Consider the following 24,216-nt stretch of genomic DNA (forward strand, 5'->3'; position numbering starts at 1 on the left):
GGGATGAAACCCTCCCGCAACAGCCGCGTGAACGCTGCGCGTATCGTGGCCCGCGTCATGCTCGGCCACTCCCTCGACGAGTGCTATGCGGGCCTGCCGCCGGACCTGCTGGACCTGCCCTTCACCAAGGCCCTGGTCTACGGCGTGATCCGCGACCACCGCCTGCTGTCGGCGCTGCTCGACCGCCTGCTCGACAAGCCGCTGTCGCCCGATCCCCTGCTGCACGCCCTGCTGCTCTGCGGCCTGTACCAGCTGCGCTCGATGGACGTGGCCGACCATGCGGCACTCAATGAAACCGTCGCGGCGGTCGAGGAACTCAAGTTCTCGCCGGCGCGCGGACTGGTCAACGCCGTGTTGCGCCGCTACCAGCGCGAGGGCAAGGCGCTGGACGCCCAGCTGCCGGCCGATCCGGCGCTGCGCAGCTCGCATCCCGACTGGCTCGCCGGCAAGCTCGAGGCCGACTGGCCGCACGACTGGCAGAGCCTGCTCGCCGCCAACAACCGCCAGGGGCCGATGACCCTGCGGATCAACCGCCGCGAGATGTCGCGCGACACCTGGCTGCAGCGCGCCCGCGAGATCGGTATCGGCGTGCAGCCCCTCGACGACTGCCCCGACGCGGTGATGCTCGACGAGGCGCGGCCGGTGGCGAAGATCCCCGGCTTCAACTCGGGCCAGGTCTCGGTGCAGGACGCCTCCGCGCAGCTCGCCGCCGACCTGATGGACCTGCGCTACGGCCAGCGCGTGCTCGACGCCTGCGCCGCGCCGGGTGGCAAGACCGCGCACATGCTGGAGCGGCAGGCGCTGGAGCTGACCGCGCTGGACAGCGACAGCCGCCGCCTGGTCCGCGTCGACGAAAACCTGCGCCGCCTCAAGCTCAAGGCCCTGCTCGTCACCGGCGACGCCGGCACGCCCGCCAAGTGGTGGGACCGCAAGCTCTACGACCGCATCCTGATCGACGCCCCCTGCTCCGGCACCGGCGTCATCCGGCGCCACCCCGACATCAAGTGGCTGCGCCGCAAGACCGACATCCCGCAGCTGCAGCTGCAGCAGCTGCGCCTGCTCAAGGCCCTGTGGCCGCTGCTGGCCCCGGGCGGGCGCCTGGTCTACGCCACCTGCTCGACCCTGCGCGCCGAGGGCGACGAGGTGATGGGCCGCTTCCTGTCGCTGTCCGAAGACCAGCAGGCGACGAAGATCGACGCCGACTGGGGCGAGGCCACCGAGTTCGGCCGCCGCATCGCGCCCGGCGACATGCACGACGGCTTCTACTACGCGGTGCTGGACAAGGCCGTCTGAGGGCTCGCCCCACTGGCGGCAACATTCCGGAACGCCGGCGGCGTTAGACTCGGGCCCATGGATACGCTCGAGACCTGGGAGTTCCTCAGCTACGTGGTGACCGTGGTCGGCCTGCCGCTGGCCATCGGCGTGTTCGTCTACGAGCAGCGCAAGGAACGGCACAACGAGGAAGAGGAGATCTACCAGCAGCTCTCCGACGAATACGCCGACTTCCTGCGCCTGGTGCTCGAGCATTCCGATCTGCACCTGTTCCGCCGCGTAGGCCCGCCGCCCGAGCTCAGCGAGGAGCAGCAGGAACGCAAGGGCGTGCTGTTCGACCTGCTGATCTCGCTGTTCGAGCGCGCCTACCTGCTGGTCTACGAGGACGACATGCCGCGGCAGACGCGGCGCATGTGGCAGAGCTGGGAGGACTACATGCGCGAGTGGTGCCGGCGCGAGGACTTCCGCTCGGCGTTGCCGGAACTGCTGCGCGGCGAGGACGAGGACTTCTGCCGCCACATCCAGCGTATCGCGGCGGAAATCACCCCCCATTGAGGGTGTGCCACGCCCCCCATCAGGGGCGTGCTGAACGAGGCCTGGAATCCCTAGTCTGGCCGTAGCGGTCCGGGTACTCCCCGGAGCGTACGACAACCATGCGAGAGGGAATTCATATGCGTAGCACATCGATCCTGGCCGCCAGCCTCGCGCTGCTGGCCGCCGTCACCACCGGCATCGCCGCGGCCGAGGACGCCGCCGCAACCACCGCCTCCGCGTCCGCCGCGCTGGACCCGGACGCCTACTTCAAGGGCCAGACCGGCGGCACCTTCGGCAAGAGCGTCACCACCGTCCTGCTGCCCAAGAGCAAGCGCGTGGCCGTGGCCGGCTTCCGCGTGGTGTTCATCAACTACAACACGATCAGCGCCCAGGTGCGCGCCAGCTACCTGCCGGGCCGCGACACCAGCGGCGCCAAGGCCTCGATGAACGTCACGCTCGAGGGCGTCGACAGCGCCACCCTGCAGGCGATCACCGACAAGGCCTACGCCGACTTCCTGGCGCAGCTCGCCGCCGCCGGCCGCGAGGTGGTACCGGCCTCCGAGCTGGCCAGCTTCCACGCCGAGGTGGAGCCCAGCGCGCAGCCCTACACCAAGGAAGTCCTGGGCGCGAAGGGCACCGCCTTCGCCCCGACCGGCACGCCGCTGTTCTTCACCTACGCCGACGCCGGCTGGACCGACAAGACGCCCTTCAACCAGAAGAGCTACCGCCTGCTGGCGCCGCTGTCGGAAAAGCTGCAGGCCATCGTCGTCGCGCCGCTGATCGTGGTGGACTTCGCCAACATGAGCAGCAGCGGCAACCGCTCGGGCCTGATGGCGCGCGACGCCGAGGTCGGCGCCTCGCTGGCCATGGCGGTCAAGGCCTTCACCACGCCGATGATCCGCGCCGAGGAATCCCGCAGCGGCATGACCTCCAAGGGCGAAGAGGCCAATGCCTCGCTGCAGCAGGGCATCGGCAGCGAGCTGGCCTTCGGCACCCTGCAGAAGGTCGAGGAGAGCGACAACAAGGGCAGCAAGGGCCTGGTCGACATGGTGGGCGGATTCATGGGCATGGCCAATGCCGGCGGCGCCGCGCGCAGCAAGTCCAGCAACACCGCCAGGACCGACAACGCCGCCTACAGCGCCGCGTCGCTGGACGCAATCGGCCGCAGCACGGCGACCTTCGCGGCCTGGTTCCAGAAATACCCGGCGCCGTAACCCCCGCAGGCCGGATGCGGAAAGGGCGCCGATCGGCGCCCTTTCCGTTTGCCTGAGACCGTGGACCTACTTGCGCCGCAGGAACCACAGCAGGAACGCAACCGCCATGGCGATCCACAGCATGCGCAACGACAGGAAGGTCTCCAGGAGCGAGGTGTTCGGCATGCCCGACCAGACCTGCACGTGCACACTCTCGATGCGGATGTTGTCGGCGCGGATCAGCGTCAGCACCGGCGCCGCCTTCTGGCTTTCCTTGAAACTGAAGCCGCCGCCGGTCGCGGTGACCAGGATGCCCTCACCGGCCTTCACTCCCTTCTGCGACAGGCCGGACACCGGCTTCTGCGTCTCCATCCCCCCTTCCTTGACCCAGCCCGCCATCCACATGCTGGCCATGTCGCCGTCCTGCCGGGCCATGCCCTTGAGGGTCACGACGAGGGTGTGGGGGTTGGTATCCGACTCCACCTGCACGTCCTCGCCCAGCCACTTCTCGCCGTCGGCGAAGGCCATGTTTTCCAGGGGGCTGAGGTCCGGCCGGGACACCGGGGGCTTGATCCCGTTGAAGCGCTCCACGACGTCGTCGGGCAGGTCGAACTCGGCGACCAGGGTCTTGCCGTAGGTCTTGCTGCTGGCCGGCGGCGGGCCGCCCTTGTCGGCGAAGGAAGCGGGAATGAAGAGGAACAACCCGGCGAACAGGATGGCTGACTTGCGCACTGCGGTTCCTTGTATCTTGCTGTTTTTGAAAAGATGTTTTCGAATGGTAGTGCTTCCGCCGCGCGCCGGCCAGTGACGCGGGGAGCGCCCGGCGCCTGGCGCGGTTCAGGCTGCGGACGACGCACGCCCTGGACCGAACCGTAACATTGCGGCGCTAGCCTGTGTTTTTGTCCATGCCCGAGGTGCGAGACGCGATGATCCAGACCGGCGCTTCTTCAGTCCCCGTCGCCACATGAGCTGGCCCATCCTCCTGGGCACCGCCGCGCTGGCGGTCGCGTCGCTGTTTGCCTGTGGCCACGCACTGCTGCGCAAGCGCGATCCGCGGGCAGCCTGGGGCTGGATCGTGGGAGTGCTGCTGCTGCCGGGTTTCGGCGCGCTGCTGTACTTCCTGTTCGGCGTCAATCGCGTGGAGACCCGCGCGCACCAGCTGCGTCCGCCGCGGCATACCCTGGGCCGCGGCGTGGGCCTGGATCATCTGCGTGACGCGCGCCACCAGCGCCCGCGCGGGCACGAAAAGCCGGCGGTGCCGGGCCGCTTCGCGCAACTGGCGCGCACCACCGACATCATCACGCGGCGCGCCTTGCTGGACGGCAACCTGCTGCAGCCGCTGTTCAACGGCGAGGAAGCCTACCCGGCCATGCTCGCGGCGATCGCGGGCGCGCAGCGCTCGGTATTGCTGGCCAGCTACATCTTCGACATGGACAAGGTCGGCGAGCAGTTCGTCGCGGCCCTGGTGGCCGCCCGGCAGCGCGGGGTCCGGGTCTGCGTGCTGGTGGACGGCTACGCCGAGTTGAGCCTGCGGCGCCCCTGCGCCAGCCGCCGCATGCGGAAACTCGGGCTCGAGGCCCTGCGCTTCCATCCACCCACGCTGCTGCCGCCCTCCTTCCACATCAACCTGCGCAACCATCGCAAGCTGCTGATCGTGGACGGCGAACTGGGCTACACCGGCGGCATGAACATCGGCCTGCGCCACATGGCGCAGGACCCGGAGAACCCGCACCCGGAAACCGACATGCACTTCGAGCTGCGCGGCCCGGTGGTGCAGCAGCTGGCGGAGGTCTTCGCCGAGGACTGGCGCTATGCCGGCGGCGGCGACTGCCCCTGCCCGGAACAGCCGGCGCCGGAGATCGAGGGTGGCGCGATCTGCCGTGTCATCACCGACGGTCCCAACGAGGACCTGGGACAGCTGACACTGGTGCTGCTGGCCGCGCTGGCTGCCGCGCGGCGGCGCGTGCGCATCATGACGCCCTACTTCCTGCCGCCGCGCGAACTGGTGGCGGCGATGGAGGCCGCGGTGCTGCGCGGGGTGCATATCCAGATCATCCTGCCCTCACGCTCCGACCTGGACAAGGTCCGCCGCGCGATGCGCCACATCCTGCCGGAGCTGATCATCCGCGGCATGCGCATCTACTACCAGCCGCCGCCCTTTGCGCATGGCAAGCTGCTGATCGTGGACGATCGCTATGTGCTGCTGGGCTCCGCCAACCTCGATCCGCGCAGCCTGCGTCTCAACTTCGAACTGATGGTGGAAGTCTACGACCGCAGCTTCGCCGTGCGGATGGAGCAGCACTTCAGGGGCCTGCGCCTGCGCTCCAAGCTGCAGCACGCCAAGGAACTGCAGAAGCGGCCGCTGCCCTCGCGGCTCTACGACGCCTTCTGGTGGCTGTTCTCGCCATACCTGTAGAGGCCGCGAGAAGCACGGAGTGGCCGCGGATCACGCGGATGAACGCGGATAAAAATCCGTGTCATCCGCGTGATCCGCGGCAAAAAGTCTTTCTCGAAAGTCGCCAGAGAGGGGACCTGGCTACTCGAACCAGGCGATCACCCGGTTGCGGCCCTCGCGCTTGGCCTGGTACAGCGCGGCGTCGGCGTGGCGCAGCAGCTCGGCCAGGTCGCGCGTGGTCGGCAGCAGCGTGGAGACACCGATGCTGACGGTGTAGGAAATCTCGCGGTCCTGTGCGCTGATGCGCTGGTGGGCGATCTTCAGGCGCATGCGCTGCGCCATCTCCATCGCCGCCTGCTTGTTGGCGCGCGGCAGCAGGATGGCGAACTCCTCGCCGCCAAGGCGGCCCACCGAATCGATCTTGCGCAGGCCGGCACTGCAAGTGCGCGCCAGGCCGATGATCGCGGTGTCGCCCACCTCGTGCCCGTAGGTATCGTTGATCTTCTTGAAGTGGTCGATATCCAGCATCGCCAGCGACAGCGGCTCGGCGAAACGGCGCGCGCGTTCGATCTCCTGCTGCGCGGTCTCGTTGAAATGGCCGCGGTTGAACACGCCGGTGAGCGGATCGCGCGTGGCGCGCTGGTACAGCCGCTCCTCGCGCTGCTTCTGCTCGCTGATGTCGTGGAACACCTCGACGAAGCCCAGGATCTCGCCAGCCTCGTCGCGCACCGCGTCCAGCGTGCTGAGCGCATGGAACTCCTCGCCACCGATGCGGCGGCGCAGGTGCTCGTCGCGGCAATGACGGTTGTTGGCGGCGAAGTCCAGGTTGCGCAGCGCCAGGCCCTCGCGCTGGGCCTGCTCGGCGAACAGGGCGCTGAAATGCTGCCCCACCACCTCGCGCTCGCCGAACCCGGTGAGGTTCTCCGCGCCGATGTTCCAGCTCTGCACCCGGCCTTCGCGGTCCATCAGGTAGATGCCGAAGGCCGTGACGGTGCGCACCATCTCGGCATAGCGGCCCGGCTCGCTGCGCAGCAGCGCCTCGTGGCGGCCCGGATCGAATTCACCCGCTTCGGCGCGCGGCTCGCCCCGGGTCATCGGGTAGACCTTGCCGGCTTTCCAGTTCATTACGCTCATGGCCCTGATTCTAGACCTCCCGGGGACAGCGGCCTATCCGCCGGCGGGGGCGGCGCGGGTAGGAAAGCGCCGACGCCCCGTCAGGGCAGGATCGCGGCCAGGGCACCGGGCAGCTCGGGGTAGCGGAAGGCAAACCCTTCCTCCCGTGCCCGCTGGGGCAGCACCTTCTGGCCCGTCAGGAGAAGATCGGCCATGCCGCCCACCATGGTCTTCAGCACCCAGCCCGGCATCGGCAGCAGGGCGGGCTTGCCCAGGGCGCGGCCCAGCTCCCGGGCAAACTGCGCATTGGTCACCGGCTCGGGCGCCGTACCGTTGTAGACCCCCTTGCAGCGCTCGTTGTCCAGCAGCCACAGGATCATCGCCACCAGGTCCTCGCGGTGAATCCAGGACATCCACTGCCGGCCGTTGCCCAGCGGCCCGCCCAGGCCCATGCGGAAGGCTGGCAGCATCTTCGCCAGCGGCCCGCCGTCGCGCTCCAGCACCAAGCCGGTGCGCAGCAGGCAGACCCGCACGCCCAGCTTCTCGGCCTTGCGCGCCTCCGCCTCCCAGGCGCGGCACAGCTGCGACTGGAACTCGTCGTAGCCGCCGGAGGTGGAATGCTCGCTCAGGGCCTCGTCGCCGCGGGCGCCGTACCAGCCGATGGCGGAGCCGGAGACGATCACCCTGGGCCGGTCCTCGGTATTGCGCAGATGGTCGACCATGCGCCGCGTCACCTGCACGCGGCTGTCGGTGAACTGCTGCAGCCGCTCCTCGTTCCAGCGGTGCTCCGCCAGGTTCTCGCCGGCCAGGTTGATCAGGGCATCGTAGCCGCCGATGCCGTCCATCTTCATCGCCACGCGGGTGCCGAAAGGCAGGTCCCTGGCCTTGCCGCCGTTGCGCGTCAGCACGGTGACCTCGTAGTCGCGGCCGAGCAGCGCCGCGCACAGCGGCCTGCCGATGAATCCGGTACCGCCGGTGACCAGCACGTGCATGGAGCCTCCTCTCCTGTTCCGGCGCATAAGTTAACGCGCTGGCGCGGATGACGCATCGTCCCGTCTCCGGCACACTGCGCGCCGCCCGCAGCCCCGCCGCCATGAACGCCCCCAGCCCCACCGCAGACCGGATGGACCAGACCCGCAAGGGACTGGCCGCCGCGCTGGGCGCCTACCTGATCTGGGGCCTGTTCCCGCTGTACTGGAAACTGCTGGCCACGGTGCCGGCCGTGCAGACCATGGCGCACCGCACCGTCTGGTGCGCGTTGCTGGTGGCGCTATGGCTGGGCTTCCGCGAAGGCTACGGCTGGTTGCGCGAACTGCCGCGCCGCACGGTCGGCATGCTGCTGATCAGCGCCCTGCTGATCGCCTGCAACTGGTGGCTCTACATCTGGGCCGTCACCGCCGGCCACATCGTCGAAACCAGCCTGGGCTACTTCATCAATCCGCTGCTGAGCGTGCTGCTCGGCGTGTTCGTGCTGCGCGAGCGCCTGCGTCCCCTGCAATGGCTGGCCGTGGCCATCGCCGCCATCGGCGTCATCTACATGACCCTGCAAGCCGGCCGCCTGCCCTGGATCGCCCTGGCCATCGCCGCCAGCTTCGGCGGCTACGGTTTATGGCGAAAGCTGATGCCGGTGTCCGCCGTGCAGGGCCTGGCCGTGGAAAGCGGCCTGCTGTTCCTGCCCGCGCTGATCGCGCTGCTGTGGTTTGAACACAAAGGCAGCGGCACCTTCGGCCACCACGGCCTGCACACCGACCTGCTCCTCGCCTTCGGCGGCTTCGTCACCGCCCTGCCCCTGGTCTGGTTCGCCTACGGCGCCAGACGCATCCCGCTGTCGACGGTCGGCCTGCTGCAGTACATCACCCCGACGCTGCAACTGATGTGCGGCGTGCTGGTGTTCCACGAACCCTTCCTGCCGATGCACTGGGTGGGCTTCGGGCTGATCTGGAGCGCGCTGGCGGTGTATGCGATGGAGGGGCTGTGGCGGATGCGGCGCGGAACCGCGCAGCCAGGAATTCCATGACACGCCTTGCCCGATCCATGTTAGGCCTGCGCATCTTCGGTGACGACCTTGATCCCGACGAGGTGACGGCATTGCTTGGCTGCAGGCCCACCAAGGCTTTTCGCAAAGGGGACCTCAGCCACGCAAAGTCCGAACGCTCGGTGCCTAGAGTTACCGGAAGATGGAGTCTGAACGCAGAACCTCGAACTCCCGAGGACTTCGACGGCCAGATCGCCGATATTTTCTCGAATCTCACCGACGACCTGACCGTCTGGGCGAAGCTCGGCCAGCGATTCAGGATCGACCTTTTCTGCGGCGGATTCATGGGCGACTCCAACGAAGGCTTCTCCCTGTCGGTGCAATCGCTGCGCACGCTGGCGGACAGGGGCGTCGAGTTCGGGCTGGACCTCTACGCGCCGGATACCGAATAGCAACTAGTAGGGTGCGCATCGCGCACGCGGGGCAATCTCGGCCAAGCCCCATGGTGCGCGGTGCGCACCCTACAGTGACGTAGAGTGGGCAAACGTCTTCATGTTTGCCCACGCGGGGGGCGCACGAGCCGGCGAATACTGCGCACTAAACCTTGTTGTGTCTTCCAATGGCTTGGTGAGCGCAGCGAATGCTTTTGACGTTCCGGGGTGATCTGTCGCGCTTTGGCGATGACTCAATGTCATCGCCTGCGGCAGTGAAGTAGGGTGGGCAAACGTCTTCAAGTTTGCCCACGCGGGCGCACACGATCGCGTGAGTAACGCTACGAATACTGCGCACCAAACCTTCTTGTATCTTCCAATGGCTTGGTGAGCGCAGCGAATGCTGTTGATGTTCCGGGTTCCCTCGTAGCGGCGCCCGCGCAGGGGTCGGGCGCAGGGGTCGAGCCGGACAGGATGTCCGGCCGAGGACACACAGGCCATGGATGGCCTGTGTGTCCGACCCCGTCCGCGCTCGACCACTGTGCGGGGCACCCCGCTTCAGCGGGGCGCCGATACAAGGGTACGTTTTCTCTTGGTTACTTACTCTTTGACGTATATCAAAGAGAAGTAACTCGCCCTTGGGCGAAATAGACCTCCAGAGAGCCGCGGCTCCTGACCGGCCTCGTGGCCGGCGTTACCGACAAGCTGCGGCGCGTGCCTCGATACACCGCTACGCGGCACTCGGCATGAACGGTTCGTGTTTTTCTCGGATGAACCTAATACCCCGGCTCCGCCCCCGGCAACGCCGCCGCATCCACCCCCTGCGCCCGCAGATGACTCACCAGCGTCTCGGTATGCCCATGCATCGCCAGTACCCGCTTCGCCCCGCTCTGCCCGATGCTCAGCAACAGCCCCTCCCAGTCCGCGTGATCGGACAGGACGAACCCGCGATCGAATGACTCACGCCGCGCATCGCGACTCATCCAGCCCGACGCAAAGCCGCAGCGATACGGCCGGAAGCGCTTCATCCACGGCGTCCCCCGCGCACCCGGCGGCGCCAGGATCAGCTGGCCCTTGAAATCGGTGTCGCGCGGCGGCGCCACGGCCGACTCGGTCGGCAGCATCTTCACGCCCGCCTTGCGGTAGATCTCCACCAGCGGCGCCATCGAGCCATGCACCCAGGCCTTGCCGTCGGTGTAGCGCGTCAGCTCCGCGAGGATGCGCTGCGCCTTGCCCAGCGCGTAGCAGAACATCACGGAGGCCTGGCCCTCGGCGGCGTTGCCCTGCCACCACTCGTGGATCTCGCGCGCCGTCTCCGAGGCCAGCGGCCAGCGGTACTCGGGCAGGCCGAAGGTCGCCTCGGTGACGAACACGTCGCAGGGCACCGGCTCGAAGGCCGTGCAGGTGGGATCGTCGTCGCGCTTGTAGTCGCCGGAGATCACCCAGACCTGGCCCTCGGCCTCGATGCGCACCTGCGCCGAGCCCAGCACGTGTCCGGCCGGGTGCAGCGACACGCGCGCCGCGCCGATCTGCACCGGCTGGCCCCAGTCCAGCGCGTTGATCCAGGTCTTGGCGCCGATGCGCGCGCGCAGCAGCGCCTCGCCCTCGCGGCTGGACCAGTACTGCATGGAACCCGTACGCGCATGGTCGCCATGCGCATGCGTGATCACGGCGCGCGCCACCGGCTTGGCGGGGTCGATGTAGAAATCGCCGGCCGGGCAGTACAGGCCCGACGGGCGCATCACCACTAAGTCGCTCATGCCCGGTCCAGCAGTGCCAGCAGCTTCTGCAGGGCGCCGCGGTTGGCGGCGACGGCATGGCGGCCGGCCTCGCCCATCGTGCCGCGCAGCACGTCGTCGCAGAGCAGGCGCGCCAGCGCGTCGACCAGTTGGCCGGCGTCGATCACCTGCTCGGCCGCATGCTCGTCGAGCAGCAGGTCGCGGGCGGCGATGAAGTTGTGCATCTGCGGGCCGAACAGCACCGGCAGGCCCAGGGCCGCCGGCTCCAGCACGTTGTGCCCGCCCACCGGTACCAGGCTGCCGCCGACAAAGGCGACGTCGGCGGCGGCGAAGTAGGCAAACATCTCGCCCATGCTGTCGCCCAGCAGCACTTCCACCGTGATGGCCTCGCCATTCCAGGCGCTGCGGCGGATGCAGCCGTAGCCCTGCTTCGCCACCAGCTTCGCCACCGCGTCGAAGCGCTGCGGATGCCGCGGCACCAGGATCAGCACGGCCTCGGGAATCTGCCCGCGCAGCGCGCGGTGCGCGGCCAGCGCCGCCTCTTCCTCGCCCTCGTGGGTGCTGGCGGCGATCCAGGCCGGGCGCCCGGCCAGGGCACTGCGCAGGCGCTCGCCCAGCGCCAGCTGCGCCTCCGGCACGGCGAGGTCGAACTTGATGTTGCCCATGGTGCTGACGCGCGGCGCGCCGAGCTGGCGGAAGCGTTCGGCGTCGGCGTCGCTCTGCGCCGCCACCTCCGTGCAATCCGACAGCACCGAGCCGGCAAAGCCGCGCACGCGGCCATAGCCCCGGAACGAGCGCGGCGACAGGCGCGCATTGGCCACCAGCAGCGGGATGCGGCGCCGCGCCAGCGCGCGGAACAGGTTGGGCCAGAGTTCGGTTTCCATCACCACCACGCGGCGCGGGCGCATGCGCTCGATGTAGCGCGCGACCACGTCGGGCAGGTCGTAGGGCAGGTAGGTATGCAGCACCTGCGGGCCCAGGGCCTCCGACACGCGCTGCGAGCCGGTGGGGGTCATCGTGGTGACCAGCACGCGGCCCTCGCCATGGCGCGCCACCAGGGCACGGATCAGCGGCAGGGCGGCCAGCGACTCGCCCACGGACACGGCATGGACCCAGGCCTCCACCGGCTGCGACGGGGCCTCGACGAAGCCGAAGCGCTCGCCCCAGCGGCAGCGGTAGGCAGGCAGGTCGAAGCCCTTCCACCACAGGCGCAGCAGGACCAGCGGGGTGATCAGGTACAGCAGGCAGGAGTAGAGCAGACGCATCGCGAAAGGATATGCCAACAAGCGCGCCCCGCGGCGCCGGCCGCTACAATTCGCGGATGGCCGATCGTCAATTCAGGACTGCCTTCCTCTCGCCCCGCTACTGGCCGACCTGGTTCGGCATCGGGCTCATGCGCCTGCTGTGCCTGCTGCCGCTGCCTTGGCTGGTGGGCCTGGGCGCCGGCCTCGGCCGCTGCCTCGGGCACATCATCCCCGGCCGCCGCCACGTCGTGCGGCGCAACCTCGAGGTCTGCTTCCCGCAGCTGCAGGCGGCGGAACGCGAAAAGATGGTGGACGAGCACTTCGCGGCGCTGGGCGCCGGTGTGTTCGAGGCGGCGCTGGCCTGGTTCGCCTCCGACGAGAAGCTGCGGCCGCATGGCGAGGTGGTGGGGCTGGAGCACCTGGACGCGGCCATGAAGGACGGCCACGGCGTGCTGCTGCTGACCGGGCACTTCACCACCCTGGAGCTGGGCGCCCGCTACCTGTGCCTTGCAAACCGCCCGTTCCACGCCATGTACCGGCCGTACAAGAACAAGGTGATGGACCACTACATGCACCACTGGCGCGAGGCCCGGTCCGGCCTGCCGGCGCTGCCGCGCGAGGACCTGCGCAAGCTGGTGAAGGCGCTGCGCGAGGGCCGCCGCATCTGGTATGCGCCGGACCAGACCCTGGACCGCCGCAACGCCGTGTTCGCCCCCTTCTTCGGCCACCCCGCCCTGACCATCAGCGCCACCGGGCGCCTGGCGCAGATGGGCCGGGCCCGGGTGGTGCCGTATTTCCCGGCGCGGGTGAACGGGCGCTACCGCGTGACCTTCTTCCCGGCGCTGGAGCAGTTTCCGGGCGAGGACGAACTGGCCGACACCACCCGGATCAACCAGGTCCTGGAGGAAGGGGTCCAGCTCGCGCCGGCCCAGTACTTCTGGGTCCATCGCCGCTTCAAGAAGCGGCCGCCCGGCACAGCGGACGTGTATAAGCGTTAACTCCGCGAGTCGGAGCGCAGCTTCTACGCTCGCGTTGCTGATATATTTGGCGGCATACCAATTCAGACCCAATTGCCCGAGGTCGGCGTGATGCTCAAGTTCTGCCGTATCGCTGCTGCTGCGATCGTTTTCGCTTCTGCTCCCGTGCTGGCTGCCAGCGTCGCCGAAGAGGCCCAGTCCCTGCTCAACCAGGGCAACGCCGCCGACGCCCTGCGCAAGGTGGAAACCCATCTGCAGGCCAACCCGCAGGACGCACAGGCGCGCTTCGTGCGCGGCCTCGCCCTGGTGCGTCTCAACCGCACCGAGCAGGCGATCCGGGTCTTCGCCGACCTGACCCGCGACTACCCGCAACTGCCCGAGCCCTACAACAACCTCGCCGTGCTTTATGCACAGCAGGGCGACTACGAGCGCGCCCGCGATGCCCTGGAAGCCGCCCTGGCCACGCACCCGAGCTACGCCACCGCCCACGAGAACCTGGGCGACATCTACGCCGCCCTGGCCGGCGCGTCCTACAACCGCGCCCTGATGCTGGACCCGGGCAACGGCGCCCTGCGCCGCAAGCTGGGCCTGGTCGGCCAGCTCGACAACACCCCCAGCGATCCGGCCACCACGGTCGCCGCCCCGGCTCCGCGCGCTGCGCCGGCCCCGGCCGCCGCCGCCCCGATGCCGCCGCCGGCCGCCGCCCCGGCCGCCACCGAGGTCGATGCCGCCACCACCCAGGCCGTCAACGCGACCCTGGCCAGCTGGTCCCAGTCCTGGGCCGGCAAGAACCTCGAAGCCTACTTCGCGCTCTACGCGCCGGACTTCCAGCCCGAGGGCGGCCTTAGCCGCGGCGCCTGGGAGGCCCAGCGCCGTGACCGCATCACCCGCCCGAAGCGCATCAGCGTCAAGGCCGTGAACCCGCAGATCACCCGCGCCGGCGACACGCTGCGCGTCAGCTTCCGCCAGGACTACGAGTCCGACGCCTTCTCCGACCAGGTCAGCAAGACCCTGGAACTGAAGCAGGTGGGCGGCAGCTGGAAGATCAGCCGCGAATACACGCGCTGAGCTGACCGCTGGTCGACCCTAGCCAAGCTTCGATGCCAGGTCGCTACACCCTGTGGATAGCCCTGCTATCCGCCCTGGCCGCGGTGTGTTTCACCGCGCTCGGTGCCACGTTCCTGCTGCCGCAGCTGGCGTCGAAGCAGGCCGCGCCGGTGAGCGTGTCGCTGGCCTCGCTGACGGTCTCGCTGCCGCCCCCGCCTGTCCCCAACGCCGCCCGGCCGGCCGCGCCGAAGCGGGTCGCCTGGCAGGATGACGGCCAGCCGATCGACGCCGAGCAGGCCTTCGGCCAGGCCATCGCCAAGCTGGAGTCCGGCCAGGCCGGCGAAGCGCTGAGCCTGCTGCAGGACATCACGCACAAGCAGCCGGACTTCCTGCCGGCACGCCCGGTCTACCGCGAGCTGCTCGCCGCCGCCGAAGTCGGCGTCCCCGACGAGAAGCGGTTGCGCGAACTGGCCGAGGAAAGCCGCATCCGCCTGGCCAGCGAAAAGGCCGTGCCGCCGGAGGGCTCGGTGCCCAACGCCGTGCTGCAGCTGCCGGATTCGCACCGCCACCTGCTGGTCACCGACCTGCAGCGCGCGCGGCTCTACGTCTTCGAGAACCAGGGCGGCAAGCTCAAGCTGCTGCGCCACCACTACGCCGCCATGGGCAAGAACGGCGCCGGCAAGGAAGCGCGCGGCGACAACCGCACGCCGATCGGCGTGTACCACATCACCGGCTGGCTGCGCGACGAGAACCTGCCCGAGATGTACGGCTCCGGCGCCTGGCCGACCAACTACCCGAACCCCTGGGACGTCTTCAAGCGCCGTACCGGCCACGGCATCTGGCTGCATGGCGTGCCGCGCGACACCGAAAGCCGCGCGCCGCGCTCCAGCGAAGGCTGCGTCACCATGGCCAACGACGACCTGCTCTCGCTCAAGCCCTACATCGAGCTGGGCGACACGCCGGTGGTGCTGAGCAACGAGCTGCAGTGGGTCACGCCGGAGGCGCAGCAGCAGGAACGCGAGGAATTCGTCGAGCGCATCGAAAGCTGGCGCCGCCGCTGGTCCGCCAGGGACACCGAAGCCTACCTGGCCTTCTACGGCCCGGGATTCACCGTCAGCGGCATGAACCTGCAGGAGTTCACCGCGCACAAGAAGCGCGTCAACGCCGGCAAGAAGTTCATCGAGGTGAAGCTGTCCGACATCAGCCTCTACCGCTACCCCGGCGGCGATGCACCGCTGCTGCTGGCGGAATTCACCATGGACTACCGCAGCGACAACTTCAGGCAGCACAGCCGCAAGCAGCAGTTCTGGAAGCAGGATGCCGAGGGTGTGTGGAAGATTTTCAGGGAAGAGAATCTCTGAACTTGTAGTGCGCTCGCTCGTCGCGAGTCAGCAGCCGCGCTTTGCTCCTTCACCCCCTTCCTTACCGTTCATGCCGAGTAGCCGGCGCAGCGGGCGTATCGAGGCACGGCAGCACAGGTCCGGCTGGCCCCTCGATACGCCGCTACGCGGCACTCGGGATGAACGGTTCGGCGAGGATCGGACGAGGTCGCGAGCAAGCTCGCTCCTACATTTCGAAGCGCGCAAATGAAGAAGGCCGCTTTTAGCGGCCTTCATTCCCACCATTCCAGGGATGATCACCCAGCCGCTGATACAAGGCCGGCTCACCCTTGGGCAGGTTCACCTCCAGCCAGCGCAGCATGTCGTTCCAGATGCGCTGCGACTGCGCCGCCGCCGGCATGATGCCCGCGTGCGGCAGCTCCAGCGTGATCACCGGCAGGCCGATGTAGGTGCCGGCGTAGTTGCCCAGCGAACCGGGATAGGTGCCGAGCTGGTGCAGGTGCAGGTAGCCGAAGTTCTCCGGCGCCTGCGCCGGTCCGTCGTAGTCGAGCAGGCCATAGGGCGCATGCACCGAGACGACGGCATCCGGACGGAAACTCTTGATCGCATCGTCCAGCCAGCGGCTCTCCGGCTCCGACAGCGGTGCCGGGCCGGGGTAGCGGCGCGGATCCTTGCGCGTGCGGTTTTCCCAGTAGGCCAGCGCTTCGGACTTCCAGTCCGGGGTGAGGAAGTTGCGGTTCAGGTCCACGCCGCGGGCATTCACGCGGGTCGGCGGGCGCTGCAGCATGCCGTCCGGGTTCACGCAGGGCGCGACACGCCAGTGGAAGGGCTGGTCCTGCTTGGTCTCCAGTTCCTTCATCCACTGGAACACGGTGCTGACCGAGGACAGCTCGTCACCGTGGATGCCGCCGATCAGCAGGATGCGGCGCGGCGTGCCCTTGCGCGCGGTGGGCGCAAAGTCGCGCCACAGGATCGGCAGGCCGTTGACGCTGCGGCCGCCGCTGGGGCGCAGGCCGGCATTGAGGCAGGGCTCCACGCCGACACTCTGCAGGCGGCCGCCGATCAGCTCGCAGGCCTTCTGCATGGAAGCCAGCGGCAGCGCGCGATCGGCCTTGGCACTGCCCGCTGCGGGCGCCGGTGCTCCCGGTGCCGGCGGCGGGCGCGGCTGCTGCTGGGCATGGGCGTTGGCAACGCCCACAACAAAAAGCCCGGCAAGGAGCCGGGCCAACCAGCGGTAGTGGCCGCGCTTAGCGACCGCCACGTTCCTTGCGAACCTTGGCCACCAGGAAATTGACGACCTTGAGCATGCCTTCGTTGCTGCCCGCCATGGAGGCGCTGGTCATGTACTTGCCGCCCACCACCACCACCGGGACGCTGGTGATGCCGTAGTCCTTGGACAGCTGCTCGGACTTGCGGAAGCGCGCATCGACGGCGAAGCCCTTGAAGCTGTTGGCGAACAGGTCGGGCATCAGGCCGGTGGTGCGGTTGAACACCGCGGCAATCTGCTCTTCCTTGTCCAGCGGGATGTTTTCCTTGTGGATCGCATCGAACAGCGCCGGGTGCATCTTGTCCAGCACGTTCAGCGACTCGGCGGTGTAGAAGGCCTTGGCGTGCATCACGCCGGCCGGCCGGCCCAGGGTGTTGGGCACGCGCACGAAGTCCACGTCCGCCGGCTTCGCCTTGGCCCAGGCGCTGATCGCCGGGTCCAGGGCGTAGCAGTGCGGGCAGCCGTACCAGAAGAACTCCTCGACCAGGATGCGCTTCTTGTCGGCCGGAGCCTGGACCTCTCGCACCTGCTTGAACTGCTTGCCGTCGGCATACGAAGGCTCCTGCGCCGAGCAGGCGAGGGCCGTCATGGCGAGGAAAACAGCAGTCAGGTAGCGGGCGAAGACGCGCATGAAGAATCCTTGGGGACGTGTTGGGCTATATAACGCAGATCTACTGCAGGCCGTTGACGTAGGAAGCCAGTGCGTCGATTTCCTTGTCGGACAGCTTGGCTGCGACAGCGGCCATCATCTTCTGGTTCCCGTCCGGCAGCTCGCCCTTCAGGCCCAGGTCGCGGTAGGCGCGCAGGCGCGTGGCGACGTAGGTGGCGTGCTGGCCACCCAGGCGCGGGTAGGCGGCGGCACCGTTGCCGCTGCCGGCGGGGCCGTGGCAGGCGGCGCAGGCCGGCAGGGCGCGGTCCTTGTTGCCGGCGCGGTACAGGGGCTGGGCGGTGGCCACGGCGTCCTTGCTGGCGACGCCGGGGGCCGGCTTCTGCAGCGTGTAGTGGGCGGCGAGGTCACGCATGTCCTGCTCGCTCAGCGCGGCGACCTGGCCCTGCATGACCGGGTTCTGGCGGGCACCGGTCTTGAAGGCCTTGAGCTGCTCGAAGATGAAGCGCGAGCTCTGGCCGGCCAGCTTGGGCCATTCCGGCATGGCGCTGTTGCCGTTGGGGCCGTGGCAGGCGCCGCAGGCGGCGGACTTGGTGGCACCGGCAGCGGCATCGCCCTGCGTGAAAGGGTCTTTCTTCGCCGGGGCTTCCGCCAGAACGGACAGCGGTGCGCACAGGGCTAGGACAAGCAGGACGCGCTTCATCTGTAAAACTCCCGAAAATATCTCGACGGTGGCTCGCGCAAGGCTGGCTGGGAAGCGCGACAATAGATTCAAACCCGAATTCTACATGGCCGACGCCCGATGCTGAATCCCTTTGCGCAAGCTGGCTTCATCCTTTCCTGTGCCCGCCTCGACCAGTTGCCGGTCGACGCCCTGCCGGAAATCGCCTTTGCCGGCCGTTCCAACGCCGGAAAATCCAGCGCCATGAACCTGATCTGCAGCCAGAAACAGCTGGCCCGGGTCAGCAAGACCCCCGGCCGCACCCAGCTGATCAACCTGTTCGGGGTGCCGGGGGGCCGCTTCGCCGACCTGCCCGGCTACGGCTACGCCGAGGTGCCCGAACAGGTCCGCCGCGACTGGGGCAAGCTGATCGGCCAGTACCTGGAGGGGCGCCAGAACCTGGTCGGGATCGTCCTGATCATGGACATCCGCCACCCCATGACCGACTACGACAAGCAGATGCTGGCCTGGGCCGGCCACCGCGGCCTGCGCGTCCACTGCCTGCTGACCAAGGCCGACAAGCTCGGCTTCGGCGCCGCCAAGACCCAGCTGCTCAAGGTCCAGAAGGAACTGGGCGAGGACGCCACCGGCCAGCTGTTCTCCTCCGAAACCCGCCAGGGCCTGCCGGAAGCGCAGAAGCTGCTGCGGGACTGGATCGGGATCGATGAGACGGCGACGTTTGCCAAAGTTGGTGGTGGACTTGGGGAGCTGACGCCCAAGGCGTAGCCTTTATAGCCCCTCGCCCGCTTGCGGGAGAGGGCGTTTTGCTTACTGGGGAGTGACTCAATGTCACTCCCCAGCCCGGCAAAACGCGGGAGAGGGCTTCTGTAAAACCCCGCTCCGTTCAACACGGCCACCTTTTACAGAAACCCTCTCCCGGCCTCCGGCCACCCTCTCCCGCTCGCGGGAGAGGGGACAGAAAAGTTTGGTTGGAACTTCCCGCTTTTCCGCCGCACAAATAAAAATGCCCAGTGAACCGGGGGAGGATTCACTGGGCAACTGCTCCGGCTTGGGGGCGCCGGATACCGTCCAGGGAGTCGAGACGGTTGAGTGTGACAGGGAGAATCAGCACTCGAAGGATTAGATGGGGTCGTGCCCGCTAAGTTCAATGGAATTTCGAACTCCCAGAAAAGTGTTTTATTCGATAAAATAAAACACTTTCAAAACATATCGTTAGCTAAGCAACAATTGCCGCTGTGCGGCAATTTCAAACTATAAATCGTTCTTTTTCAGCTGCTTGCGTGCCCTTCTGCCTCATGGGCGGCATCCCAGTTGGAACCGGTGCCCCAGTCCGCCACCAGCGGTACCTCCAGGGCCGCCACGCGGCACATCAACCCTGCGATCTCCGGGGCCTGCGCCTTGAGCACGGCCGCCGGGCCCTCGAAAACCAGCTCGTCGTGCACCTGCATGATCATGCGGATGTCCGGCAGGTTTTCGCGCAGGTGGCGCTGCAGCGTGATCATCGCCTTCTTGATCAGGTCCGCCGCGGTGCCCTGCAGCGGGGCGTTGATCGCGGTGCGTTCGGCGTATTGGCGCAGGCCCTGGTTCCGGGAGTTGATGTTGGGCAGGTAGAGGCGGCGGCCGAACAGGGTCTCGACATAGCCCGTCTCGTGCGCCTGCACGCGGGTTTCGTCCATGAAGCGCTTCACGCCGGGATAGCGGCCGAAGAAGCGGTCGATGTAGTCCTGGGCCTCGCCGCGCGGAATCGCCAGCTGGCGCGCCAGGCCGAAGGCCGACATGCCGTAGATCAGGCCGAAGTTGATCGCCTTGGCGGCGCGGCGCTGCTCGGCACCGGTTTCCTCCAGCGTCAGGCCGAAAACCTCGGCGGCGGTGGCGCGGTGGATGTCCAGGCCACGGCGAAAAGCATCCTGCAGGCGCTCGTCGCGCGAGAAATGCGCCATCAGGCGCAGCTCGATCTGCGAGTAATCGATCGACAGCAGGTCATTGCCGGCCTCGTGCACGAAGGCCTGGCGGATGCGCCGGCCCTCGGCCGTGCGCACCGGGATGTTCTGCAGGTTGGGGTCCGACGAGGACAGGCGCCCGGTGGCGGCGATGGCCTGGCCGTAGGAGGTGTGGACGCGGCCGGTGCGCGCGTTCACCGCCAGCGGCAGCTGGTCGGTGTAGGTGGAGCGCAGCTTCTGCATGCCGCGCCAGTCCAGGATCAGGCGCGGCAGCGGGTGCTGCGCGGCCAGCTCTTCCAGCACGTCTTCGGCGGTGGAGGGATCGCCCTTGGGCGTCTTGCCCAGCACCGGCAGCTGCAGCTTCTCGAACAGGATGGTCTGCAGCTGCTTGGGCGAGCCCAGGTTGAACTCGCCGCCGGCCTGCTCGAAGGCAGCCTTCTGCAGCTCGTCCATGCGCTGCGCCAGCTCGCCGCTGATCTTGCGCAGCAGCGCCACGTCGAGCTTGACGCCGGCCTGCTCCATCGACGCCAGCACCGGCACCAGCGGCATCTCGATCTCTTCGTAGACCTTCAACAGCGCCGGGTCGGCCAGCAGCTTCGGATGCAGCACCTGGTGCAGTCGCAGCGTGATGTCGGCGTCTTCGGCGGAATAGGCGGCGGCCTGGTCCAGCGCGACCTGGTTGAAGGTCAGCTGGTTCTTGCCCTTGCCGGCGACGTCCTCGAACTTGATCGTGCGATGGCCCAGGTATTTTTCGGCCAGCGTGTCCATGTCGTGGCGGTTGCCGGCGGCGTCGAGCACGTAGCTTTGCAGCATGGTGTCCTGGGCCAGGCCCTGCACCACGATGCCGTGCTGCGCCAGCACGTTGATGTCGAACTTGGCGTGCTGCGCCAGCTTCGGGATCGCGGGATCTTCCAGCACGCTGCGCAGGCGCTCGCGCAGCGCTGCCAGCTTCAGCTGCTCGGGTGCGCCCAGGTAGTTGTGCGCCAGCGGCAGGTACCAGCCCTGCCCGGCTTCCACCGAGAAGGCCAGGCCGACGAGATTGGCGGCGTTGGACTCCAGCGAGTCGGTCTCGGTGTCGAAGCACACCAGCGGCGCGGCGCGCAGGCGCGCGATCATGGCGTCGAAGGCGGCCTCGTCGAGCACGCATTCGACCTGCGTCGGCTGGACGTTGGCGGCCGGCGGTGGCGGAGTCTCGGGCGCGGCGGCAGGCACGGACGGCGCAGGGTCCTGCGGTGCCGGCGCGTCGGCGGGTCGCGACAGTTCGTCGGCCCAGCGGTTGAAGCCGAGGCGGCGGTACAGCGCGGCGAGCACGCCGGTGTCGGGCTCCTGCGGGCGCAGCTCGTCCAGCGTCACCGGCAGCGGCACTTCGCAATGGATCGTCGCCAGCTCGCGCGACAGCGGCAGCTTGGGCAGGGCCTCGCGCAGCTTCTCGCCGACCTTGCCGCCGACCTTGTCGGCCTGCGCCACGAGCTTGTCGAGCGTGCCGTATTCCGTGATCCACTTGGCGGCGGTCTTGGGGCCGACGCTGGGCACGCCCGGGATGTTGTCGACCGTGTCGCCCATCAGGGTGAGGTAGTCGATGATGCGCTCGGGCGGCACGCCGAATTTCTCGACCACGCCGGCCGGGTCCATGCGGACGTTCTTCATGGTGTCCAGCAGGTGCACGCTGTCGTTGACCAGCTGCGCCATGTCCTTGTCGCTGGTGACGATCAGCACCGGCCGGCCGATGGCACAGGCCTGCTTCGTCAGCGTGCCGATGACGTCGTCGGCCTCGTAGCGCTCCACCGCCAGCACCGGCAGGCCCATGGTGCGCAGCATCTCGGTCACCAGCGGGAACTGCGACAGCAGATCCTCCGGGGTCTCGCTGCGATTGGCCTTGTACTCGGGGTAGAGCTCGTTGCGGAACACGTCGCCGCGCGGGTCGAACACCACGCAGAAGTATTCCGGCGCGTATTCCTTCATCAGCTTGCGCAGCATGTTGCCCATGCCGTAGACGGCGCCGGTGGGCTGGCCGTCCGGCGCGGTCAGCGGCGGCAGGGCATGGAAGGCACGGAACAGCCAGGACGAGCCGTCGATCAGGATCAGCGGCTTGTCCGTGTCGTTCATGAGATCAGGCTCTCGCCGCGCAGCAGGTCGTCGATGGTTTCGCGTGCGCGCGCCAGGTGGGCGCGGTCGCCATCGACCATCACCTCGGCGGCACGGCCGCGGCTGTTGTAGTTGGAGGCCATCACGAAACCGTAGGCGCCGGCGCCGCGCACCGCCAGCAGGTCGCCTTCCTGGATGCACAGCGCGCGGTCCTTGCCGAGCCAGTCGCCGGTCTCGCAGACCGGGCCGACCAGGTCGTATTCCTGCGTCACGCCCTCGCGCGGCGCCACCGGCACGATGTCCATCCAGGCCTGGTACAGCGTCGGCCGGATCAGGTCGTTCATGGCGGCGTCGATCACAGCGAAGTGCTTCTCGCCGCTGTCCTTGATCGCCTCGACGCGAGTCACCAGCAGGCCGGCATTGGCAGCGATCGCGCGGCCCGGCTCGGTCAGCACACGCAGGCCGCGGCCGGCGAGCTTCGGCAGCAGGGCATTGGCCCAGTCCGCCGGCAGCGGCGCGACTTCATCCTTGTAGCGCACGCCCAGGCCGCCGCCGACGTCGATGTGGCGCAGGCGGATGCCCGCGGCCTGCAGGCGGTCGACCAGGCCCAGCACCTTGTCCAGCGATTCCAGCAGCGGCGAGATGTCGAGCAGCTGCGAGCCGATGTGGCTGGCGATGCCGAGGATCTCGATGCCGCGCATCGTCGCCGCCTCGCGGTACAGCGCCTCCGCGGTGCTGAAGTCGACGCCGAACTTGTTCTTCTTCAGGCCCGTGGAGATGTACGGGTGGGTCTTGGGGTCGACGTCCGGGTTGACGCGCAGCGCGATCGGCGCACGGCGGTCCAGCGACTGCGCGACGCGGTCCAGCCGGCGCAGCTCGGAGGCCGACTCGACGTTGAAGCAGTAGATGCCCAGGCCCAGGGCCTCGCGCATCTCGGCCTCGGTCTTGCCGACACCGGAGAACACCACCCGGCCGGCGCTGCCGCCGGCGCGCAGCACGCGCTGCAGCTCGCCGCCGGAAACGATGTCGAAGCCGGCCCCGGCCAGGGCCAGGGTCTGCAGCACGGCGAGATTGGAGTTGGCCTTCACCGCGTAGCAGACCATGTGCTCGACCGGCGCCAGGGCGCTGTCGAAAGCCCGGTAGCGCTCGAGCAGGGCGTTGCGCGAGTACAGGTACAGCGGCGTGCCGTGGCTTGCGACGAGGTCGGCCACGGGAATCTGCTCGGCCAGCAGCTGGCCGTCGCGATAGGTGAAAGCGTCCACTAGGGTTTTACCGGGGTGTTTTCGGAGGAATTCCTGGGCTTGGCCACGGCCGACGGCGGCGCCTCGGGCGGCTGTTCGGCAGCCGCGCCCGCCGGCGGATGCGCCACGGCAGGCGGCGGCGCCTGCGGCACCGGCGGCTTGTGCTTTTCCGGCAGGTACAGCGGACCGGCCTGGCCGCAGGCGGCCAGCGAGACAATCAGGGGCAGGGCGTAGGGCAGCAGCTTGTTCATGACGACGCTCCGGGGGCGGCAAGTGTAGCAAGTTGCTATCCGTCCCCTCTCCCGTGTGCGGGAGAGGGTGCCTGAAAGGCGGGAGAGGGTTTCTGTAGAGGGCCGCCAGGCAGAGCCGTCTTCAGATTTACAGAAACCCTCTCCCCCAGCCCCTCTCCCGCAAGCGGGAGAGGGGCGCATTGGCCATGTAAAATCCGCCCCATGAAAAAGCACGAAACGGCGGACGCGGTACGACTGGAGCCGGATGCCCCGGCGGATGCGACGGTGATCTGGCTGCATGGCCTGGGCGCGGACGGGCATGATTTCGTGCCCATCGTCCCGGCGCTGGGACTGCCCCCCGGGCACCGCATCCGCTTCCTGTTCCCGCACGCAAAGATCCAGCCGGTGACGATCAACGGCGGCATGCCGATGCCCGCCTGGTACGACATCCCGGCGCTGGATCGCGACAGCCGCCAGGACGAGGCCGGCCTGCGCGAGTCGGAGAAACGCATCGCCGGACTGATCGATGCCGAGATCGCCGCCGGCATTGCGGCGCGGCGCATCGTCCTGGCGGGGTTCTCGCAGGGCGGCGCCATCACCCTGCACCTGGGCGTGCGCTACCCGCAACAACTGGGGGGCCTGATCGCCCTGTCCACCTACATGCCGCTGCACCAGAAGGTGCAGACCGAGATTCACCCCGAGAGCTTCAAGACGCCGATCTTCATGGCGCATGGCCGCTTCGACCCCGTCGTGGCCTTCAACTGGGGGTCGGACTCGGCGCGCGGCCTGCGTGCCGCCGGCTACGAGCTGGAATGGCACGAGTACGCGATGCAGCACGAGGTCTGTGCCGAGGAAATCGAGCGGATCGGAGCCTGGCTGCTGGAGCGGCTGGGGTAAGCGGCGC

22 protein-coding genes are annotated in these 24,216 nt (G+C 68.3%); 11 read left to right on the forward strand and 11 right to left on the reverse strand.

Annotated elements, in window-relative coordinates; all coding sequences use genetic code 11:
• The first annotated feature begins 3 nt into the window (after window positions 1-3).
• From rsmB to D0B54_RS23180, 3 genes are all read left to right on the forward strand, one after another.
• The gene (gene rsmB / locus D0B54_RS23170) at window positions 4-1,293 is read left to right on the forward strand and encodes a 16S rRNA (cytosine(967)-C(5))-methyltransferase RsmB (protein ID WP_117294627.1); all 1,290 of its coding nucleotides are present in this window, start codon (window positions 4-6) and stop codon (window positions 1,291-1,293) included.
• A gap of 57 nt (window positions 1,294-1,350) precedes the next feature.
• Complete coding sequence (locus D0B54_RS23175; RefSeq protein WP_117294629.1) at window positions 1,351-1,827, forward strand: hypothetical protein; 477 nt, start codon at window positions 1,351-1,353, stop codon at window positions 1,825-1,827.
• Window positions 1,828-1,943: 116 nt separating this feature from the next.
• A complete protein-coding gene (locus D0B54_RS23180) occupies window positions 1,944-3,020 on the forward strand; it encodes a hypothetical protein (protein ID WP_117294631.1) in 1,077 nt (358 codons plus the stop codon).
• Window positions 3,021-3,086: 66 nt separating this feature from the next.
• Here D0B54_RS23180 and D0B54_RS23185 read toward each other — a convergent pair whose 3' ends face one another.
• On the reverse strand, window positions 3,087-3,731 hold the full coding sequence (locus D0B54_RS23185) for a hypothetical protein (RefSeq protein ID WP_117294633.1): 645 nt from the start codon (window positions 3,729-3,731) through the stop codon (window positions 3,087-3,089).
• 232 nt (window positions 3,732-3,963) lie between these two features.
• Here D0B54_RS23185 and D0B54_RS23190 point away from each other — a divergent pair, with 232 nt between their 5' ends.
• On the forward strand, window positions 3,964-5,415 hold the full coding sequence (locus D0B54_RS23190) for a phospholipase D-like domain-containing protein (RefSeq protein ID WP_117294635.1): 1,452 nt from the start codon (window positions 3,964-3,966) through the stop codon (window positions 5,413-5,415).
• 120 nt (window positions 5,416-5,535) lie between these two features.
• Here D0B54_RS23190 and D0B54_RS23195 read toward each other — a convergent pair whose 3' ends face one another.
• Both D0B54_RS23195 and D0B54_RS23200 read right to left on the reverse strand, forming a co-directional pair.
• Window positions 5,536-6,519, reverse strand: a complete 984-nt coding sequence (locus tag D0B54_RS23195) for a GGDEF domain-containing protein (protein ID WP_205527221.1) — start codon at window positions 6,517-6,519, stop codon at window positions 5,536-5,538.
• A gap of 89 nt (window positions 6,520-6,608) precedes the next feature.
• Window positions 6,609-7,499 carry a TIGR01777 family oxidoreductase gene (locus D0B54_RS23200; RefSeq protein WP_117294639.1) on the reverse strand — a complete coding sequence of 297 codons (891 nt, stop codon included), beginning with the start codon at window positions 7,497-7,499 and terminating at the stop codon, window positions 6,609-6,611.
• 101 nt (window positions 7,500-7,600) lie between these two features.
• On the opposite strand from D0B54_RS23200, the gene rarD reads away from it, so the two are divergent.
• Window positions 7,601-8,524 carry an EamA family transporter RarD gene (gene rarD, locus D0B54_RS23205; RefSeq protein ID WP_117295479.1) on the forward strand — a complete coding sequence of 308 codons (924 nt, stop codon included), beginning with the start codon at window positions 7,601-7,603 and terminating at the stop codon, window positions 8,522-8,524.
• The gene (locus D0B54_RS23210) at window positions 8,521-8,934 is read left to right on the forward strand and encodes a DUF4279 domain-containing protein (RefSeq protein ID WP_117294641.1); all 414 of its coding nucleotides are present in this window, start codon (window positions 8,521-8,523) and stop codon (window positions 8,932-8,934) included. The genes rarD and D0B54_RS23210 overlap by 4 nt, the downstream gene beginning before the upstream one ends.
• A gap of 755 nt (window positions 8,935-9,689) precedes the next feature.
• On the opposite strand, the gene D0B54_RS23215 is transcribed toward D0B54_RS23210, so the two are convergent.
• Both D0B54_RS23215 and waaA read right to left on the reverse strand, forming a co-directional pair.
• Window positions 9,690-10,673 (reverse strand): ligase-associated DNA damage response exonuclease, encoded by a 984-nt coding sequence (locus D0B54_RS23215; RefSeq protein WP_117294643.1) that lies wholly within the window; start codon window positions 10,671-10,673, stop codon window positions 9,690-9,692.
• Entirely contained in the window at window positions 10,670-11,917 is a 1,248-nt protein-coding gene (gene waaA, locus D0B54_RS23220) for a lipid IV(A) 3-deoxy-D-manno-octulosonic acid transferase (RefSeq protein WP_117294645.1), read from the reverse strand. The genes D0B54_RS23215 and waaA overlap by 4 nt, the downstream gene beginning before the upstream one ends.
• A gap of 56 nt (window positions 11,918-11,973) precedes the next feature.
• Here waaA and lpxL point away from each other — a divergent pair, with 56 nt between their 5' ends.
• The 3 genes from lpxL to D0B54_RS23235 all read left to right on the forward strand — a co-directional run bounded on the left by lpxL (window position 11,974) and on the right by D0B54_RS23235 (window position 15,281).
• Window positions 11,974-12,894, forward strand: a complete 921-nt coding sequence (gene lpxL, locus D0B54_RS23225) for an LpxL/LpxP family Kdo(2)-lipid IV(A) lauroyl/palmitoleoyl acyltransferase (RefSeq protein ID WP_117295481.1) — start codon at window positions 11,974-11,976, stop codon at window positions 12,892-12,894.
• 72 nt (window positions 12,895-12,966) lie between these two features.
• Window positions 12,967-13,941 (forward strand): nuclear transport factor 2 family protein, encoded by a 975-nt coding sequence (locus D0B54_RS23230; protein ID WP_240433501.1) that lies wholly within the window; start codon window positions 12,967-12,969, stop codon window positions 13,939-13,941.
• Window positions 13,942-13,973: 32 nt separating this feature from the next.
• Window positions 13,974-15,281 carry a L,D-transpeptidase family protein gene (locus D0B54_RS23235; protein ID WP_117294647.1) on the forward strand — a complete coding sequence of 436 codons (1,308 nt, stop codon included), beginning with the start codon at window positions 13,974-13,976 and terminating at the stop codon, window positions 15,279-15,281.
• Between the two features lie 241 nt (window positions 15,282-15,522).
• On the opposite strand, the gene D0B54_RS23240 is transcribed toward D0B54_RS23235, so the two are convergent.
• From D0B54_RS23240 to D0B54_RS23250, 3 genes are read right to left on the reverse strand one after another with little or no spacing between them, the layout of a single operon-like run.
• Window positions 15,523-16,521, reverse strand: a complete 999-nt coding sequence (locus tag D0B54_RS23240; RefSeq protein WP_240433502.1) for a M14 family murein peptide amidase A — start codon at window positions 16,519-16,521, stop codon at window positions 15,523-15,525.
• Entirely contained in the window at window positions 16,508-17,158 is a 651-nt protein-coding gene (locus D0B54_RS23245) for a thiol:disulfide interchange protein DsbA/DsbL (protein ID WP_117294649.1), read from the reverse strand. The genes D0B54_RS23240 and D0B54_RS23245 overlap by 14 nt, the downstream gene beginning before the upstream one ends.
• A 40-nt stretch (window positions 17,159-17,198) precedes the next feature.
• The gene (locus D0B54_RS23250) at window positions 17,199-17,837 is read right to left on the reverse strand and encodes a c-type cytochrome (protein ID WP_117294651.1); all 639 of its coding nucleotides are present in this window, start codon (window positions 17,835-17,837) and stop codon (window positions 17,199-17,201) included.
• 99 nt (window positions 17,838-17,936) lie between these two features.
• Between D0B54_RS23250 and yihA the strand changes: the two genes are divergently transcribed.
• On the forward strand, window positions 17,937-18,581 hold the full coding sequence (gene yihA / locus D0B54_RS23255; RefSeq protein WP_117294653.1) for a ribosome biogenesis GTP-binding protein YihA/YsxC: 645 nt from the start codon (window positions 17,937-17,939) through the stop codon (window positions 18,579-18,581).
• Window positions 18,582-19,084: 503 nt separating this feature from the next.
• On the opposite strand, the gene polA is transcribed toward yihA, so the two are convergent.
• From polA to lptM, 3 genes are read right to left on the reverse strand one after another with little or no spacing between them, the layout of a single operon-like run.
• Window positions 19,085-21,862, reverse strand: a complete 2,778-nt coding sequence (gene polA, locus D0B54_RS23260; protein ID WP_117294655.1) for a DNA polymerase I — start codon at window positions 21,860-21,862, stop codon at window positions 19,085-19,087.
• Window positions 21,859-23,103 (reverse strand): diaminopimelate decarboxylase, encoded by a 1,245-nt coding sequence (lysA, locus tag D0B54_RS23265; protein WP_117294657.1) that lies wholly within the window; start codon window positions 23,101-23,103, stop codon window positions 21,859-21,861. The genes polA and lysA overlap by 4 nt, the downstream gene beginning before the upstream one ends.
• On the reverse strand, window positions 23,103-23,333 hold the full coding sequence (lptM, locus tag D0B54_RS23270) for an LPS translocon maturation chaperone LptM (protein ID WP_117294659.1): 231 nt from the start codon (window positions 23,331-23,333) through the stop codon (window positions 23,103-23,105). Before lptM ends, lysA begins: the two co-directional genes overlap by 1 nt.
• 201 nt (window positions 23,334-23,534) lie before the next feature.
• On the opposite strand from lptM, the gene D0B54_RS23275 reads away from it, so the two are divergent.
• Window positions 23,535-24,209 carry an alpha/beta hydrolase gene (locus tag D0B54_RS23275; protein ID WP_117294661.1) on the forward strand — a complete coding sequence of 225 codons (675 nt, stop codon included), beginning with the start codon at window positions 23,535-23,537 and terminating at the stop codon, window positions 24,207-24,209.
• The last annotated feature ends 7 nt before the right edge of the window (window positions 24,210-24,216 follow it).

The sequence above is a fragment of the Solimonas sp. K1W22B-7 genome, assembly GCF_003428335.1.
GTDB lineage: Bacteria > Pseudomonadota > Gammaproteobacteria > Nevskiales > Nevskiaceae > Solimonas_A.